This window comes from Brevibacterium sp. 'Marine' (assembly GCF_012844365.1).
In the GTDB taxonomy this organism is placed as follows: domain Bacteria; phylum Actinomycetota; class Actinomycetes; order Actinomycetales; family Brevibacteriaceae; genus Brevibacterium.
Map to the genome: position 1 here is coordinate 4,118,815 of NZ_CP051626.1, position 15,603 is coordinate 4,134,417.

A 15,603-nucleotide genomic window follows, 5' to 3' on the forward strand; every position below is an offset into this window, starting at 1 on the left:
GAGCACGTGGCCCCATTCAAACATGGGTCCTGAGCTAGCCTGGGCACATGGCCGACTCCGCGACGAACGACGAGATCATCGCCTTCCGCCTCCGCGCCCATCACCTCGATGAGCGACTCAGCCACAACTCACTCCTTGACGCCGCGGGAGCCTGCGGCATCCAGAACAGCCCACCGGGATCCGCGCTGACTTCGCTCCATGCACGAGTCGAGGGCATGAGTGCGACGGCGTTAGATTCGGCCGTCGAAGAGGAGAAGTCTCTGCTCCAGAGCTGGTGCATGCGAGGGGCACCCCATTTCTTTCCCGCTGCCGATCTCCCGGTCTTCACCACCGGGGTCGAACCGACGAGTGAGAAGGCGATGCGCCATTTCGTCCTCGGAGTCGAACAGTCGGTCGATTCGCTCGGGATCCCGCTGAGCCAGATCCTCGATCGGGTCGAGCAGGAGATCGCCGGGGTGCTCAGAGGGCGGAGGATGACGATCACCGAGCTCGGCGAGGAACTCGCCGACGTGCTCGCAAACTCCCTGACGACGAAACAGCGACGCACATGGGAATCTCAGGGCCCGTATGCGAGGGGCCAGAGCCTCGGTGCCGGAGTGATCCACTTCTGCATTCGACTGCTCACTCTGCGGCAGATCCTCTGCTTCGCCCCGCGCGAGGGAAACACGGCTCCATTCGTTCTGCTCGACGAATGGATCGACGATCCTTCGATCGCCTCCTCGACCGCATCCGACGAGAGCGAACGCGACCGGGCCCGGTCCGAACTGCTGCGACGCTATCTTCACTGCTATGGACCGTCGACGCGGGCCGACTTCGCCGCATGGATCGGAATCCGGTCCACGGAGGCGAAACCATGGTGGGACCTGATCGCCGGAGAGATCACCGAAATCGATCGCGGGCGACGGACCTGGATGCTCGCCGAGGATGTCGATCAGCTGCATCGCGCGCAGCTTCCGCACGGCGTCCGTCTGCTTCCCCCACACGATCCCTATACGCAGATGCGGGATCGGGAGACGATCGCGTCCAAGGACTTCCATCGGGAGATCTGGAAGACCGTGGGCGATCCAGGAGCGCTGCTGGTCGACGGCCGGATCGCGGGGACCTGGAGGGCGCGGAAGCGGAATCGACGACTGAGCATGACGATCGCACCGTTCGGCACCGTCCCGAAGTCGGTGAAGAGCGCGCTGACCGCTGAGGCAGAGGCGATCGGCGCACTGCGCGAGGCAGACGCCGTCGACATCGAGTTCACGTCAGACTGAGATCATTCGGCGAGTTCACTGATCAGCAGACGGGCGAGGGCTCCGAGCCGGAATCGCTCGGGGATCACGGTTCTGATTCCCTGTTCATGCAGCGGTGCTGCTGTGACGTCGCCGACTGCTGCCGCCACCACCGATTCGTTGAACGCCTCGATCACGGCCGGCAGCAGTGCCTGCTCGTCGGCTGCGGTGAGGAATGCTGCCGCCCCGGGTGCTGAGGTGAAGGCCACGGCGTCGCACCTGCGCTGCGCGACGAGGCCGACCGCGTCGATCACGGCAGCCGGATCGGGCGCCGGGCCCCACCGGTAGATGACGAGGGAGCGGACGTCGGCGCCTGCCGCGACGAAGGCCTCATCGAGTCCGTCGGCTCCGGCACCGTGATGCTGTACGGCGATCCGCTGACCATCCACGCCCTCGCCGAGGAGGACCTGCTGGATCTCTGCGCTCGTCTCGGAGTCCGCGATCCAGTGAGGGCTCAGTCCGGCCGCCTGAATCGCTCCACGTGCCTTGGGACCGCGGGCGTAGATCCGAGCTCCGGCGAGCATCGCGTGCCATTCCTCGCGCAGACCCGCGGCTTCAGCCACGTCGCCCCAGCCGGTGAATCCGACTCCGGTCGTGACCACGACGATGTCCGGCCGGTCCGCGATGAGTTCACGGGTGCGTGTCACAAGCTCGGGGTCATCGCTGTGCGGGATGACGGACAGGGTCGGGGCGTGCACGATCTTGGCACCATGACGCTCGAGGGCGGCGGCGAGCTGCTCCGCGCGCCGCTGAGCGGTGAGCACGATGCGACGCCCGGCCAGCTCGTCGCCTAAGTCAGTACGGGGCTGGTTCATGCTCACATCCTGGTCGCGCCGCCTCACCGGGGCAACTTTCGTCCTTCGAGAGCAGCCTGGTGGGCGAGCATCTCATCCTTGAGCCCCTGCACGACGGCGGCGATGGCCGGCCGGCGCATCGAATCGGGCCTGAGCACCATCCAGTAGGGCAGGCGCTCGGCCACCGAATCGGAAAAGAGTCGCACGAGGTCGGGGTGCCGGTCGGCCATGAAACACGGGAGGAATCCGATGCCGGCTCCCGCCCGGGTCGCTTCGACGTGGACGAAGACGTTCGTCGAGGTCAGCGCATCCTTCATCTCGGGAAACAGCCGCCTCGGCGCGTCGAGGTCGTCGACCTGGAGCATCGAATCGACGAAATAGACGAGTCGATGGTCGCTCACGTCCTCCACCGAGGCGGGGGTGCCCTCGGACGCCAGATAGTCGCGTGAGGCGTAGAGGCCGAGTTCGTAGTCACCGAGCCTGATCGCCTCCGCCCGGTGCACGCGCGGTTCCCCGACGACGACCTCGATGTCGAGACCGGACCGCTGCTGCAGGGCCTGTCTGGTGACGGTGACGATCTCGACGCTCAGCCCGGAATGTCGACGTCGCAGCTTCGCGACCGCCGGGGAGGCGATATAGGCGCTGAACCCGTCCGTTGCGGTCATCCTCACCACTCCGGACACCGTGTCCGGACCCTGACCGGGACTCTCGAGTTCGGCGACCGCGGTCTCCATCTGTTCGGCCACCGCGACGGCTCGTTCCCCGAGGTCGGTCAGCTCCCATCCGTCGTCCGAGCGGGCCAGCACGCGTCCGCCCAAGGACTTCTCCAAGGCGGCGATGCGGCGGGAGACCGTCGAGTGGGTGAGACCGAGGTTGTGTGCCGCCGTCGTGAACTTGGCGGTGCGGGAGACGGCCAGCAGCACGAGCAGATCGTTGGGAGTGGTGTCCATGTCAGCCATGGTGGCACACCCTCACGACCGACACCGGGTCCTCGGTGCCCTGTCTTCGGGTCGTCAGCGCACGTGCTGCTGCGACAGCGAGCGCGTCCAGCGCAGCAGCACGACGATCAGACAGATGAGGAACACGATCCCCGAGGTGACCAGCCCAGTGACGAGGATGCCGATATCGGTGGGCAGATCCACGTCGTCGGCCGGTTTGGTCAGTGCCTTCCCCTCGGGGTCGATGAGGACGGAGATCGTGTCGCCTTCATCGAAGTCGTCGTATCCGTCCTTGCCGCGGTAGATCAGCGGTTCGGCGACGGGGGTGCCGTCGGTGCGTTCGAGGCTGTAGGTATGAACATAGACCTGCCGCGATCTGGGCGGATTGGAACTGTGCACGGTCTTCTGCTCGACTTGATGATCGGCGACGACCACCTCGGTGAGTTCGCCCGCTTGAGACAAAGCGAGATCCTCGCCGAGCATCACAGTGCCGATGAGCGCAATGGCCACGAATGGTCCGGTGTACCAATATGCCGGCGTGTGTCCCATGAACCTGCGCATCGCCAGAGTGACGCCGAGGAACACGAAGCATCCGAGGATGATGGTAAGCACCAGCTGGTCCGGATACAGGTATCCGATCGTGAAGACCGCACCCGTGCCGACGAAGAAGACAGCACCGGTGATGATAATGGTCAGCGGATTCCGAGTGCCTTGGTTCCAGCGGCGCTCACTCTTTCCGCCGTCATCCCACTTGCCGCGCATCCAGTAGGCGTCCATTCAAGCCCCGCTCGTCACTGCGGCATGTTGACGAACCGGGACTTCGCACCCTGGAACGCCACGGGAATGTCCATCGTCGGACCGGCACGGTGCTTGGCGACGATGATGTCGGCCTCACCGGCACGTTCGTGTTCCTTGTCGTACATGTCCTCACGGTGGATGAGGAGAACCATATCCGCGTCCTGCTCGATCGAACCTGACTCACGCAGATCGGAGATCATCGGCCGTTTGTCCGTGCGCTGCTCACTGCCGCGGTTGAGCTGGGACAAAGCGATGACCGGCACTTCGAGCTCTTTGGCCAGCAGCTTGAGCGAACGCGAGAACTCCGAGACCTCCTGCTGGCGGGATTCGACGCGTTTGCCCGAGGACATCAGCTGCAGGTAGTCGACGCAGACCATCTGCAGATTGTGCTGCTGTTTGAGCCGTCGGCACTTCGCGCGGATCTCGGTCAGCGCCATGTTCGGCGAATCGTCGACGAACAGCGGCGCATTGTTGATCCGGGCCTCGGTCGCGGCCAGGGTCGTCCAGTCGTGCGGGCTGAGTTCGCCGCGGCGCAGGTTCTGCAGCGGAATCTCCGACTCGGCCGAGAGCAGACGCATGACGAGTTCGTTCTTGCCCATCTCGAGCGAGAAGAACACGGCGGCCGCATCGTTGTGGATCGCAGCCGAACGGATGAAGTCGAGCGCCAGAGTCGACTTGCCGACACCGGGTCGGGCGGCGATGACGATCATCGTGCCCGGGTGCAGACCGTTGGTGAGGTTGTCGAACTCGGTGAAACCGGTGGGCACACCCGCGGTCTGCCCATCGGTGTTGCCGTTGCGTTCGATCTCCTGGGCCACCTCGCCGAGGATGTCGGAGAGGATGACGTAGTCCTCCGTCGTATGGCGTTCGGTGACCTTGTAGATCTCCGCCTGCGCGGAGTTCACGACGTCATCGGTGTCGCCTTCGGCGTCGTAGCCCATCTGGACGATGCGGGTGCCGGCCTCGACGAGGCGGCGCAGCACGGCCTGTTCGCTGACGATCGCGGCATAGTAGCCGGCGTTGGCGGCGGTCGGGACCGACGAGATGAGGGTGTGCAGGTAGGCGGCGCCGCCGACGCGGGCGAGGTCACCGGTCTTCGTCAGGTAGTTCGCCACCGTCACCGAGTCTGCGGGCTCACCTCGGGAATAGAGGTCGAGGACCGCCTCGTAGATGGTTTCGTGAGCGGGCTTGTAGAAGTCATCACCATTCATCGTCTCGACGCAGTCGGCGATGGCGTCCTTCGACAGAAGCATCGCACCGAGCACGCTCTGCTCGGCCTCGACGTCCTGCGGAGGGGTCCTCAGACCGTCATAGCCCTGCTCGTTGCTCACTCGATTTCCTCTTCCTCACAGCATCGGATCGCCCACCCTCATGTGGTGCGCTCCAACTGTACCCGGAGACCCGGGGAGGGTCCCATCGGCTCGACACCTGCCATCGTAGGATGCGGCACTGACACCGAATCTCAGTCCCGAGTCCTCCCGAATCTCAGTCCCGGGACCTCCCGGCCGTGGCCACGGAGTGCAGAATCGGCTTCGTCAGCTGCAGTCCACCACGGATGATTCCGATGCCGACGACCACGGTGAGCAGGATCGTGAGGAAGGTGACCGGCTTGAACACGAGCGCGGCTCCGGCCAGGGGCAGGACGAGCAGCAGCCCGAGCCCTCCGGCCAACAGGGACACCCAGATCGCCGGGGCCATGACGGCCCGGACCAGCGCACGGTGCAGAAGCCTGGGATCGGCACCGGCGGCATAGAGGTCGGAGAAGGTGTCGGCTCGGTCGTAGATGTCGGCGACCTGGTTGATCACTGCCGAGACACTGATGAGCACGATGGCGATGCCCATGACGAGCAGCACCCCGGTGAACATGTCGTGGAAGAGGTGGGTCTCGGCCTCACTCACTCCCACATCTGAGTCCTCGGCGGCATCGATTCCGAGCTGGGACAGGGCGACGCCGGACCCGCAGACGGCTGCGGTGAAGGCCGCCATCGCCAGGCCGGACACGCGTCGCCAGAACCGTTTGGGTTCGTCGGAGACCAAACGAGCCGCGATGAGGCGCTCCGGGGTGGCGGCCCGCCGACCGGACAGGTGAGCGAACCAGCGGATGAGGAGTCCGCCGACGAGGTCGACGACGACGAGTCCGAGGACCAGGAAGCCGACGGTCACGCCGAGGACGACTCCGAGACCGAGGTCGGCCTTCGTCAACGCGAAGACGATCGGCAGCGCGATGACGGCGGCGACGGCGACGATGACACGGCCGAGCGGGAACTTCCGCTCCAGGCTCTTCGTGCGCACGCCCAACGGGGAGACCGCGACCTTGCGCAGACCCAGCAGGGCCGAACCCGCGCAGACCAGGGCGAGGAAGACGACCACGACGAGGATGAGCCACGCGGGCATGAGCATGTTCTGGTACCCGATGGGTTCGCCCATGAAGTGGATGAAGCTGACCGGCAGCGCCAGTCCGAGATACCCGAGCATCCCGAGGATGATGCCGGCCAGGGCCGGGATCAGCGGTTCGGCCACGGCGAGCGCGGTGATCTGGGACCGTCTGGCCCCGAGCAGCGACATCGTCGACAGCCGTTCGTCCTGCCGACGTGCCGACAGGGTCGCCGAGGCCGATGCCAGGGTGGCCGCGGGGATGATCAGCAGAGCCGTGGCCAGGCCCGCGAGGGTCTTGTACATGATGTCGAGACCCGCGTCCGCGGGATCGGGGCTCGGTGGGATCTGGAAGAACATCCAGGCCCCGGCGGCCACGGTGAGGAACAGCGTGGCACACGCGAAGAACGCGGCGGCCACGAGCAGGGAACTCGCCGAGGTCAGCGATCTGCGTCCGAGGACGAGGGGAACGGCTGTCAACGACGTGGACATTGTGTCTCCTCTCAGGCCATGGTCGCCTCGGCGGTGGCCCGGTTCTCGGGTGCCGCCTCGGCGAGGATGCGGTTGTCGGGATCGATCTCGGTGACCCGGCGGACGAGCGGGCGGGTGACCTGCAGCCCCAGCCACACCATCGCAACCCCGGCCACGAGGACGGCGGCGACGGTTCCGATGGTCAGCGGATCGCCGAGGTCGCTCACCGAAGCCATCAGCCAGGCGAGGATCCCGCCGAGGAACAGGGAGACGACGGTGACCAGCAGGATCGGCGACATCACGGCGTTGACGGTCACCCGGTGCATCATCTGCTGGGTCATACCGGCGGCGTGGAGCTCACGGTAGGTCTGAGCCCGGTCGAGGATGTCAGCGGCTTGGTTGATCGTGGCCGAGACGATGACGAGGACGAACGCGATGACCAGGGTGAGGATGAGCCCGGTGAAGATATCGTCGCCGAGGTGGGCGTACGGACCCATGACCGCGCGGTCCTCGGCGGTGAGACCCTCCTGACCGCTGCGCATCATCGCCGTTCCCGCCCCGCCGACGACGGCGATGAAGGTGATCATCGCCAGCCCGGCGACCCGGCGCCAGTACTGTCCGGGGGCGTCGGCGATCATTCCTGCCGCCATCACCGAGGCGGGACCGCGGGCGATTCGGCCTGCGATGCCGGCGTGGATGCGGATGCACAGGACGCCGAGGACGCTGATGAGCAGGAGGGTGATGCCGATCGTTGCGATGCTGTACATGATCGTCACCGCCGTCGGCAGCTCCATCTGTGTGGAGACATAGGTCGCGACGGCCACGACGAGGACGAGCACGATGGCCGTGATGACGCGGGCCAGGGGGAACTTGCGCGCCAGCGACCGGGTGCGCACGCCCAGCGGGGATATCGTGATCTTGCGCAGGCCGATGAGCGAGGCGAGCAGGCAGACGGCCAGGAGGCCCGCGACGACTGCGGCGAGCAGCCAGACCGGCATGAGCAGAGCCTGATAGCCCAGGGGTTCGCCGACGAACGTGATGAAGCTCAGCGGCCAAGCCACCAGCAGGTAGCCGCCGATTCCGGCGAGGATGCCCGCCGAGGCGGGGATGAAGGGTTCGGCGACGGCGATGAGGCGGATGGTGCTGCGTTGCGCCCCGAGCAGGGACAGGGTGGAGAGTCGTTCGTCCTGGCGGCGGGCGCTCAATTTCGCCGAGGCGACCCCGAGGCTGGTCGCGGGGACGACGAGGAAGACCGTGGCGAGGACAGCGAGGAGCTGGTAGAGCTCGGCCACCTCGGCGTATCCGGTGACCTCGGGGCGGTCGATGAACGCCCAGGCGCCGGCGGCCACGGTGAGGAAGATCGTCGAGCAGGAGAAGAAGGCGATCCCGACGAGTCGTGACGTCGTCGAGGTCAGGGACGGCTTGGACAGGAGGAGGGGAAGGATATTCATCACTGTGCGGCTTCCCGTAGTGCGGAGTCGGCGACGATGCGGCCATCGGCGAGTCTGACGACCCGGGAGCAGCGGGCGGCGACGTTCTCATCGTGGGTGACGACGACGAGGGTGGAGCCGCGTCCGACGGTGGAGCCCAGCAGCTCGGTGAGGACTTCAGTCGAGGTTCGGGAGTCGAGGGCGCCGGTCGGTTCGTCGGCGAAGGTGACGACGGGTTGGGTGACCTGGGCACGGGCGATCGCCACTCTCTGTGCCTGTCCGCCGGAGAGCTGTCCGATCCGCTTGTTCACGTGCTCGCTCAGACCGAGACGGTCGAGCCAGGCCCGGGCGTGCTGGGTGGCGTCCGAGCGGCTCATACCGGCGAGCATGGCGGCGAGCGCGACATTGTCCACGGCGGTGAGTTCGGGCAGGAGCAGCCCCTGCTGGAAGACGAAGCCGAAGACCTCGCGGCGCAGGGCGGTGCGGCCGGATTCCTTGAGGGAGGTGATCTCGGCGGCCGCGCTGCGGTCGGTCGGCGAGAGTCGGATGTGACCGTCGTCGGGACTGATGATGCCGGCCAGGCAGTGCAGAAGGGTCGTCTTGCCGGAGCCGGAGGGTCCCATGATGGCCAGGGATTCGCCGAGGCCGATCGTCAGGTCGACTCCGGCGAGAGCGTAGGTCTGGTTGAAGTGCTTCGTGACGGTGCCGGCGGTGATGATGGCAGAGTGCTGGAGCGAAGAGTTCTGGGTCATCGGGTGCTGGGATGGTGACTGCTGCGCTGCGGCAGGATGCTGTGAAGAAGTCATGTCTCCATGGTTTCTCGCAGTCTGTGCTCCGGCCATGAAGTCAGCCCACAGGTGGGGAGAGGAAAACCCAACTTCTGTTGCGGGAAAGCCGAAGCCGGGCGCTGCGCTGAATCGGTTCGCCGTTGATGACTGTCGGGCCAGTGACGTGAGGCGGAGCAGCCTCGGCGTAGACTTCGGCTGTTGCCCCGAATCGACGGGACGGACCGCCGAGGCGGTGATCGACGGCACGGTCGGCAATCTCGTCGGACGCGCCCGCCAGGAGGAATGAGTTTGTTCCAGCGCACCACATACCGATCATGACCGGAGGACGACGGTCGATCGATGGGGCTGTGCAGGCGGTTGTCGGCTATATTCGCGGCACGCTGAGACTTGCGCCCGGCGACGGCGACCGCTGGGCACCGATCCGTGTGGGTCTCGGCGTCGCCATTCCGTCTCTCGCCCTCCTTGTGTTCGGTCACGAAGAGTTCATCATCTACGCGGTCTTCGGTGCTTTCGCCGGAATGTACGGCCGCGGAGAGACGCATCAGCTTCGGCTCATCCACCAATCGCAGGCCGCGGTGCTGCTCATTGCAGGAGTGTCCGTCGGTGTTGCGCTCTCAGACCTGAACACTCCCGAATGGGCGCTGATCACGGTCGAATCGCTGTTTGCCGCGGCCGGCTCGGTACTCGCCGACCGCGCCAGGCTTTGTCCGGGGGGTCCATTCTTCGGCATCTTCGCTCTGGGGGCGTGTGCATCTGTCGAGCCGCTGGCGCCGCCCTGGGTGCCCATCGGGGTCAGCATGCTGGCCGCGGTCTTCGCGATCACTCTCGGCTTCGCCGGTTGGGTGCGTCACCGCACTTGGCGAGCCGGGAGCCGACGCACGATCCGGCCGCTGCGGGGGCACCATGGTCTGCCGATGATGAGGCATGCGGCGACGTATATGGTGGCAGTCGCCTCGGCGGGAGTCTTCGGGATGCTCATCGGACTCGATCATGCGTACTGGGCGATGGCGTCGGCGGCGGTGCCGCTGGCCGCGGCCGAACTGCCAGGGCGCATCTCCCGCGGCGTCCACCGCGTGCTCGGGACGTTCTCCGGGCTCATTCTCACTGCACTCATCCTGTGGGCGGACCCGTCGGCGCTGTGGCTGGCGATCCCGGTCATCCTGCTGCAATTCCCCACTGAGTTCCTGATGATCCGCAACTACGGTTTCGCGCTGACGTTCTTCACTCCGATGATTCTGCTCATGACGCAGCTCGCGAATCCCATTCCCCGTTCGACGCTCCTCATCGACCGGGGCATTGAGACGCTGCTCGGCGCCGTCATCGGCATCACGGTGGTCATGCTCGTCGGGTATCTCGCTAAGCGGCGTGTCGCCCGGATGGGGCGTCGGGTGGGAGAGGTCGAGTCGGACTGAGCTCCTGTCGCGCCTCACCCCGGCAGAAGCACGATGACGGTGTGGATCGCGAGGCCGACGAGCGCCCCGATGACGGTGCCGTTGATGCGGATGTACTGGAGGTCGCGCCCGACGTAGAGCTCGATGCGCTCGGCGGCTTCCTTCGCGTCCCAGCGTTCGATGGTGTCGGAGATGACGCTGGCGATCTCGGGGCCGAAGCTCTCGGCCAGGTCACCGGCGGTGGTGGCGATCCGGTCATCGATGCGACGAGAGAAGTCCGAATCCGCCTGCAGCCGTTCGGCGAATTCGCCGATGAGCTGCCAGATGCGGGCACGGACTTCGCCGCCTTCGTCGATGATGGCTTCGCGCAGCAGCTGTTTGAGTGATCCCCAGATCTCGAGCACCGAATCGACAACCCCGTCCTGACTGAGCAGGTCGTTGATGATCTCCTCGGCCCGCTGGGACAGAGATGAGTCGGACTCGAGGTCGTCGGAGAGGTCGACGAGCCACGCATCCAGCGCCTGTCGCGCCTTGTGGTATTCGTTGTCGCGGACGTCGGCGACCCAGCCGAGCACTTCGCGCTGCAGTCGGTTGGCCAGCTGTTCGTTGACGAAATCGGGCACCCAGGACGGTGCCCGGTTGTGGACGATCTCGTCGATCACCTGCGGGTTGTCACCCAGCCAGGAATAAGCCTCGGCGACGATGAGGTCGACGAGTCTGTGGTGAGCACCGTCGAGCACGATCTGGCGCAGCAGCTGCGCGAGCACCGGTGTCTTTCGGGTGGCCACGAGCCGAGGAATGATGACGTTCCTGGTCAGCGCCTTGATGGAATCGTCATCGATCCGCGCGAGCACATATTCGAGGCCTCCTGCAGCACGGTCGACGACGGTGTCTCGGTTGGCGGGTTTGGCCAGCCATCTTCCGGCTCGATGGGAGATCTCAGCAGATCGGATCTTCGTCGACACCGCCTCGGCGTGGAGGAAATTCGCGGCCACGAAGGCCGACAGACTCGCACCGAGCGTGTCCTTCTTGCGCGGGATGATCGCGGTGTGCGGGATCGGCAGCCCGAGAGGGTGGCGGAAGAGGGCGGTGACAGCGAACCAGTCGGCGATCGCGCCGATCATCGCCGCCTCCGAGGCGCGGGAGACGAACCCCCAGACGCCGGTGTTGTCGGTGAAGAGGTGGGTGGAGAGGAAGATGAGTGTGGCGAGGATGAGCAGTGAGAGCGCGAGCGTGCGCATCTTCTTCAGCCCGCGAGCGCGTTCTTGATCCTCCGGCGTGAGCTCGGCCGGCCCGCCGGTTCCGCCGCCGGCGCCGAAGCGCGGCACGGATGGTGTCTTCTCGATCGACATCGTTACCCCCTGCTCCACGACTTTAGCGAAACCCGGCACTTCCACACGCATCCGCGGACGGGTTCGCGCCTGGGAATTCCGCGGAGAGCCCCTTCATTCGCGCCGCCCCATCGCCCCTACGCTCCTGCACCCGGGAGCATCCCTCACCGTTGCTCTCACTTCTCCGGGCTGCCCGCAATCCACCCCGTCCCTCTCATCACGCACCGGTGCACCGGGTGGAGATGCCACTACCCATGAGGAATGAACCTTTCGACCAGGTACTCGAGCTAGGATTTGACCATGATCCGCCCGCTCAACGCGCGGGAACACAGCGTCGCACTGCGCATGATCCGCTCGGCTACGACGTCTCCCGACGAAGCAGACTATGCCGACTTCACTCCTGAGCAGCGGCAGGGTTGGGATCCACCCGAGCCCATTTCGAACGAACGACGCGATATCTGGGAGTGCCGCCTCGGCGAAGTTATGGTTACCAGCCGTTGCGACTGTGGAACCTGTCCGAGCATCGGAATGCGCCCGCAGAATCGCCTCGACGATGAGCATCGCGATGATCAGGGCGGAGACGGGGACCACTCGGAGCGCGTCGTCCTCACAGCGGGTGTACCTGGTGCGATGCTGCTGCTTTTCATTGACGACGATTCACCCAGCTTTCTCGAGCTGGCACCGATCGACGAGGGTCAGAGTTTCACGGATTTCCCCGAACCGGAGACGATCTTGTTCTGATCTGCTCCGGTGCGGATGGATTTCCATCCTCTCGCCGAGGCGGCCCTGCCCGAACGTGGAACGTTAGGCTTCGTGGATGGAGTACTTCGAAAATCGTGAACGTGCGGAATCCTTCGGCGAGGTCGCCCAGGAGTACGATGCCTTTCGGCCGAAGTACCCTGCCGCGCTCATCTCAGCGATCATGCAAGCGGCCGAGACCATCACCGAGCCAGGCACGCGCGCCCCGCGCATCCTCGACGTCGGTTCCGGCACCGGCATACTCGCGTCCCAGCTCCGGTCAGCCGGCGCCGAGATCCTCGCCATCGAACCGGATGACGAGATGGCCGCAATCTCTCAAGCCAAAGGCCTCGATGTAGAAGTCTCGACGTTCGAGAACTGGGACCCCCGGGGCCGGATTTTCGATCTCGTCAGCTTCGGACAGTCCTTCCACTGGGTCGATCCTCTCGTTGCTCTGCCGAAGATCCGCACCATGCTCCGCCCGGGAGGAAGTCTGGCTCTGGCCTGGAATGACATCGAACCGCAGGGTGAGCTGAAGGACCGGCTCAATGCCGTTGTCGCACGCTTTCATGCCGACGGCAGGACCGCGAGTCTCGGTTCGCGAGCGAGCCGGGGAACCGAAGCGAACCAAGACACGACGGCGGGCCGCGGTACGACTGAGTCCGTGCCGGCAGTCGAACCCGTCGAACACCCGGCTCTCACGCAACTGAGGGACGCCGGTTTCACCCCGAATGAGACCACTGTCGTCGAAGACCTCCACTATTCGCGGCATGAGTGGCTGTCGATGGTCTTCACCTACTCGGCCCAGCTGACGATGGACCCGGTGAAGAGAGCGGTCATGCGCGAAGAGATGTCCGCCGAAATCCCCGAGGACGGGCTCGATGCGCGAAATGAGGCCCTTCTCATCCTCGCTGGGGCCTGAATATGGGACGCTCATGGTGCAAAGGCTGCGCGCCCGAGGCCGAGCAGTGCCCACCTGCTGGGCCGGTGGCACCCGGCATGAGCCCGACACGTAGAGTGAGAAGAGTCTGGTCACCGCTGTCCTGCACGGGGACCACGTCCCCGCTGGAACCGCCACCCCGCGGAGACGTCCGACCCCCCTGCTGGGACCACCGCGACCCCGGCCGCAGGCGCAGCGATCCGACCGAACCGAGACCACCCGTATCCGAAAGTCAGGAGCAGTCGTGCCAGCGACACCCGCCGAGGCCACCATCACCGAGATCACGAATCTCATCACCTTCGACACGACGAGCCGGGACACGAACCTCCCGCTCATCGACCACGTCGAGGCCCGCCTCGCCGCCGCCGGCATCGAGTCACGCCGGATCCCGAACCCGGAGGGAACGAAGGCGAATTTGCTCGCGACCATCCCCGCGGCCGACGGCTCGACGACCGGCGGCGTCGTCCTGTCCGGGCATACCGATGTCGTCCCCGTCGACGGTCAGGACTGGTCGTCGGACCCGTTCACTCCCGAGATCCGCGACGGAAAGTTCTTCGCCCGCGGCAGCGCCGACATGAAGTCCTTCATCGGCGTCATCCTCTCCCGCCTCGAAGCGCTCAAGTCCGCGAAGCTCCGCGAACCCATCCACCTCGCCTTCTCCTATGACGAGGAGATCGGCTGCGTGGGCGCCATCTCCCTCGTCGAGGCCATCACCGAGGAAGGTCTGGCACCCCGCGGCTGCGTCGTCGGCGAGCCCTCGAGCATGCGCGTCATCCGCGGCCACAAATCGATGAACGTCTTCCGCGTCGACTTCCACGGCGTCGCCGCCCACTCCTCGCTCACCCCCGAAGGCGTCAACGCCATCGCCTACGCCGCAGAGTTCGTCGCCTTCGTCCACGCCGTCGCCGCCGAATTCCGCACCGAGGGGCCTTTCGACGAGGCCTATGTCGTGCCCTTCACCTCGGTCACGGCGAACACGTTCAACGGCGGCATCGCCGTGAACACGATCCCCGCCGAGGCGACCGTGAAGTTCGAGTTCCGATCGCTCGGTTCGGTCGACCGAGAAGCCCTCATCGCCCGATTCCGCGCCGAAGCCGAACGCCTCGGTCGCGCCATGGCCGCCGAGAACGAGACCGCCGGAGTCGAGTTCACGATCGAAGCGGAAGCTCCCGGCTGCGAGACCCCGGCCGATGCCGACATCGTCTCGCTCGCGGCGAGCTGGGGCGGAATCGCCACCGATGACAAGGTCACCTACGGCACCGAGGCGGGACTGTTCTCCGAAGCCGGCATCCCGACCGTCGTCTGCGGTCCCGGTGACATCGCCCAGGCTCACGCCCCCGACGAGTTCATCGAACTCGACCAGATCGCCGCCTGCGAGTCCTTCATCGACGCCCTCATCGCCGACCTGTCCGAGAAGTAGGGAGCCGTCTGCGGCGACACAGCGGCGTGTGTCGCGACGATGTCGCGCGCACTGTGCCTCAGCCCGCGATGACACCGACGACGAGGTTGATCGCCGTGGCGAGGATGACGGCGTTGAATAGGTAGGACAGAATGCTGTGCCGCAGAACGACGGCCCGGATCCTCGTGGTCGAGACACTCGTGTCGGTGACGCCGAAGGTCATGCCCACCCCGAATCCGAAATAGAGGAAGTCCTGGTAGTTCGGCGCCGCCGCGGAGTTGAAGTCGATCCCACCGGGCTTCTCGCGGTCGAAGTACATGAACGCGTACCGCACCGAATAGAGCAGCTGGAGACCGGCCCAGGACATGAACACCCCGACCAGCGCGATCGCAGCCGGCCAGGGTCCGGCGTCGGAACCGCCCATCACGAGCAGCGACACGATTCCGCCGATCCCCAACAGCTGGGCGACAGTGACGATGACCTCGTCGACGAAGGGGCGGAAGTCCTCCCGCCTCACATTCGCACGAGTCGCCTCGGCGTCCATCGGCCACAGCACGATGGCGCCGAGGACGACGAAGACCGAGGTCACCACGGTGATCCCGACGAGCGCTCCCAGCGCGACGTCTGTCAGGATGCCGACGGCGAATCCGGCGATCAGGCCGACGGCGATCGCAGTGACCAACCGCCTCGTTGCGCTGATGAACACTCTGCTCATGGCCGTCCTCCGTTCGGGTCTTCGACCGACTCCACATCCCACACTGTTCCACACCTTGACCTCCGCAGCCGAGCCGCCGATGGTTCACCGCTCACACGTGGTCCGAAGCACCCCGAATCCGGATGTACACTGAATTAGCCGACATTAGGTTAGGCTAAATTCGTTCATCCATTTTCGAGACGGCCCGAACACCCGCCTCGACGAACTGACGAGAGTGAGT

The 15,603-nt window shown here is 65.6% G+C and carries 15 protein-coding genes; 6 read left to right on the forward strand and 9 right to left on the reverse strand.

The features are described 5' to 3' along the window. The first annotated feature begins 47 nt into the window (after positions 1-47). On the forward strand, positions 48-1,259 hold the full coding sequence (locus HF684_RS18435) for a winged helix DNA-binding domain-containing protein (protein WP_169253671.1): 1,212 nt from the start codon (positions 48-50) through the stop codon (positions 1,257-1,259). 2 nt (positions 1,260-1,261) lie between these two features. Here HF684_RS18435 and HF684_RS18440 read toward each other — a convergent pair whose 3' ends face one another. From HF684_RS18440 to HF684_RS18470, 7 genes are all read right to left on the reverse strand, one after another. Next, entirely contained in the window at positions 1,262-2,092 is an 831-nt protein-coding gene (locus HF684_RS18440) for a uroporphyrinogen-III synthase (RefSeq protein ID WP_169253672.1), read from the reverse strand. A gap of 23 nt (positions 2,093-2,115) precedes the next feature. After that, positions 2,116-3,021 carry a LysR family transcriptional regulator gene (locus HF684_RS18445; RefSeq protein ID WP_169253673.1) on the reverse strand — a complete coding sequence of 302 codons (906 nt, stop codon included), beginning with the start codon at positions 3,019-3,021 and terminating at the stop codon, positions 2,116-2,118. 63 nt (positions 3,022-3,084) lie between these two features. Next, positions 3,085-3,786, reverse strand: coding sequence for a hypothetical protein (locus HF684_RS18450; protein WP_169253674.1), 702 nt, complete (start codon positions 3,784-3,786; stop codon positions 3,085-3,087). Positions 3,787-3,800: 14 nt separating this feature from the next. Next, positions 3,801-5,138, reverse strand: a complete 1,338-nt coding sequence (gene dnaB / locus HF684_RS18455) for a replicative DNA helicase (RefSeq protein WP_169253675.1) — start codon at positions 5,136-5,138, stop codon at positions 3,801-3,803. A 154-nt stretch (positions 5,139-5,292) separates the two neighbouring features. Further along, the gene (locus HF684_RS18460) at positions 5,293-6,672 is read right to left on the reverse strand and encodes an FtsX-like permease family protein (RefSeq protein WP_169253676.1); all 1,380 of its coding nucleotides are present in this window, start codon (positions 6,670-6,672) and stop codon (positions 5,293-5,295) included. An 11-nt stretch (positions 6,673-6,683) separates the two neighbouring features. Continuing rightward, complete coding sequence (locus tag HF684_RS18465) at positions 6,684-8,102, reverse strand: FtsX-like permease family protein (RefSeq protein WP_248279038.1); 1,419 nt, start codon at positions 8,100-8,102, stop codon at positions 6,684-6,686. Next, the gene (locus HF684_RS18470) at positions 8,102-8,833 is read right to left on the reverse strand and encodes an ABC transporter ATP-binding protein (protein WP_169254036.1); all 732 of its coding nucleotides are present in this window, start codon (positions 8,831-8,833) and stop codon (positions 8,102-8,104) included. The genes HF684_RS18465 and HF684_RS18470 overlap by 1 nt, the downstream gene beginning before the upstream one ends. A gap of 199 nt (positions 8,834-9,032) precedes the next feature. Between HF684_RS18470 and HF684_RS18970 the strand changes: the two genes are divergently transcribed. Together HF684_RS18970 and HF684_RS18475 are read left to right on the forward strand one after the other, a co-directional pair. Further along, complete coding sequence (locus tag HF684_RS18970; RefSeq protein WP_282433912.1) at positions 9,033-9,155, forward strand: hypothetical protein; 123 nt, start codon at positions 9,033-9,035, stop codon at positions 9,153-9,155. Positions 9,156-9,183: 28 nt separating this feature from the next. Further along, entirely contained in the window at positions 9,184-10,281 is a 1,098-nt protein-coding gene (locus HF684_RS18475) for an FUSC family protein (protein WP_169253677.1), read from the forward strand. 14 nt (positions 10,282-10,295) lie between these two features. Here HF684_RS18475 and HF684_RS18480 read toward each other — a convergent pair whose 3' ends face one another. After that, on the reverse strand, positions 10,296-11,612 hold the full coding sequence (locus HF684_RS18480; protein WP_169253678.1) for a DUF445 domain-containing protein: 1,317 nt from the start codon (positions 11,610-11,612) through the stop codon (positions 10,296-10,298). A gap of 279 nt (positions 11,613-11,891) precedes the next feature. Here HF684_RS18480 and HF684_RS18485 point away from each other — a divergent pair, with 279 nt between their 5' ends. From HF684_RS18485 to argE, 3 genes are all read left to right on the forward strand, one after another. Next, positions 11,892-12,332 (forward strand): hypothetical protein, encoded by a 441-nt coding sequence (locus HF684_RS18485; protein ID WP_169253679.1) that lies wholly within the window; start codon positions 11,892-11,894, stop codon positions 12,330-12,332. 76 nt (positions 12,333-12,408) lie between these two features. Then, positions 12,409-13,251: a methyltransferase domain-containing protein gene (locus tag HF684_RS18490; protein WP_169253680.1), complete on the forward strand. Its 843-nt coding sequence runs from the start codon at positions 12,409-12,411 to the stop codon at positions 13,249-13,251. Positions 13,252-13,513: 262 nt separating this feature from the next. Next, positions 13,514-14,689: an acetylornithine deacetylase gene (gene argE, locus HF684_RS18495; RefSeq protein WP_248279039.1), complete on the forward strand. Its 1,176-nt coding sequence runs from the start codon at positions 13,514-13,516 to the stop codon at positions 14,687-14,689. A gap of 58 nt (positions 14,690-14,747) precedes the next feature. On the opposite strand, the gene HF684_RS18500 is transcribed toward argE, so the two are convergent. Beyond that, a complete protein-coding gene (locus HF684_RS18500) occupies positions 14,748-15,383 on the reverse strand; it encodes a DUF1345 domain-containing protein (RefSeq protein WP_169253681.1) in 636 nt (211 codons plus the stop codon). Between the last annotated feature and the right edge of the window lie 220 nt (positions 15,384-15,603).

Coding starts and splice junctions, on each gene's coding strand:
- HF684_RS18485 (WP_169253679.1), top strand. CDS start 11,892: ATGATCCGCCCGCTCAACGCGCGGGAACACAGCGTCGCACTGCGCATG.
- HF684_RS18450 (WP_169253674.1), bottom strand. CDS start 3,786: ATGGACGCCTACTGGATGCGCGGCAAGTGGGATGACGGCGGAAAGAGT.
- HF684_RS18475 (WP_169253677.1), top strand. CDS start 9,184: ATGACCGGAGGACGACGGTCGATCGATGGGGCTGTGCAGGCGGTTGTC.
- HF684_RS18465 (WP_248279038.1), bottom strand. CDS start 8,102: ATGAATATCCTTCCCCTCCTCCTGTCCAAGCCGTCCCTGACCTCGACG.
- HF684_RS18460 (WP_169253676.1), bottom strand. CDS start 6,672: ATGTCCACGTCGTTGACAGCCGTTCCCCTCGTCCTCGGACGCAGATCG.
- HF684_RS18445 (WP_169253673.1), bottom strand. CDS start 3,021: ATGGACACCACTCCCAACGATCTGCTCGTGCTGCTGGCCGTCTCCCGC.
- HF684_RS18480 (WP_169253678.1), bottom strand. CDS start 11,612: ATGTCGATCGAGAAGACACCATCCGTGCCGCGCTTCGGCGCCGGCGGC.
- HF684_RS18435 (WP_169253671.1), top strand. CDS start 48: ATGGCCGACTCCGCGACGAACGACGAGATCATCGCCTTCCGCCTCCGC.
- HF684_RS18440 (WP_169253672.1), bottom strand. CDS start 2,092: ATGAACCAGCCCCGTACTGACTTAGGCGACGAGCTGGCCGGGCGTCGC.
- HF684_RS18500 (WP_169253681.1), bottom strand. CDS start 15,383: ATGAGCAGAGTGTTCATCAGCGCAACGAGGCGGTTGGTCACTGCGATC.
- HF684_RS18470 (WP_169254036.1), bottom strand. CDS start 8,833: ATGACCCAGAACTCTTCGCTCCAGCACTCTGCCATCATCACCGCCGGC.
- HF684_RS18490 (WP_169253680.1), top strand. CDS start 12,409: ATGGAGTACTTCGAAAATCGTGAACGTGCGGAATCCTTCGGCGAGGTC.